This window comes from Pauljensenia sp. UMB3104, assembly GCF_030217285.1.
Lineage (GTDB): Bacteria > Actinomycetota > Actinomycetes > Actinomycetales > Actinomycetaceae > Pauljensenia.
Genome location: NZ_JASONN010000077.1, coordinates 1 through 415 on the forward strand (window position 1 = coordinate 1; position 415 = coordinate 415).

The 415-nt window shown below is 52.8% G+C and carries 1 protein-coding gene; it reads left to right on the forward strand.

Translation table 11 applies throughout. The annotated features are described in order from the left end of the window. Positions 1-295, forward strand: a 295-nt coding sequence (locus QP415_RS10825) for a hypothetical protein (RefSeq protein WP_285100056.1), incomplete at its 5' end; no start/stop codon positions are given. Positions 296-415 lie beyond the last annotated feature (120 nt).

The window sequence follows — 415 nt, forward strand, 5'->3', positions numbered from 1 at the left end:
CCAAATAATGATTTTCCTTTATGACCTCCTCAACAGCATGGGTGACCCAAAACAAGCCGTGAAAAAGCAAGCAAAACTCCCAGCCCCATACCCAGACGGCATGACAGTCGGTGACATCGCACAACAATTCGGATGCACTGAAGAAGATGCCCGCGAAATCATGGAAACGGTTTTCTACGTGGAATACAGGCCGGACGGGACACCGACTGTCCACCCGGAGGACTTCCGCAACTTTCTCGCGTTTGCACCAGATGAAGCAGTCGAACTTCTCGAAAAGGTGAGGAGGCGGGACTGATGGTCGAATCGCACGCAGACAGGCCGAGTAAGTACCGGTGGATTTATGACAACGATTGGGCCCCGCCTACAGGGAGATTGAACAGGAAGCGGTTCTTGAATGATGTGCGCGTGGATGACG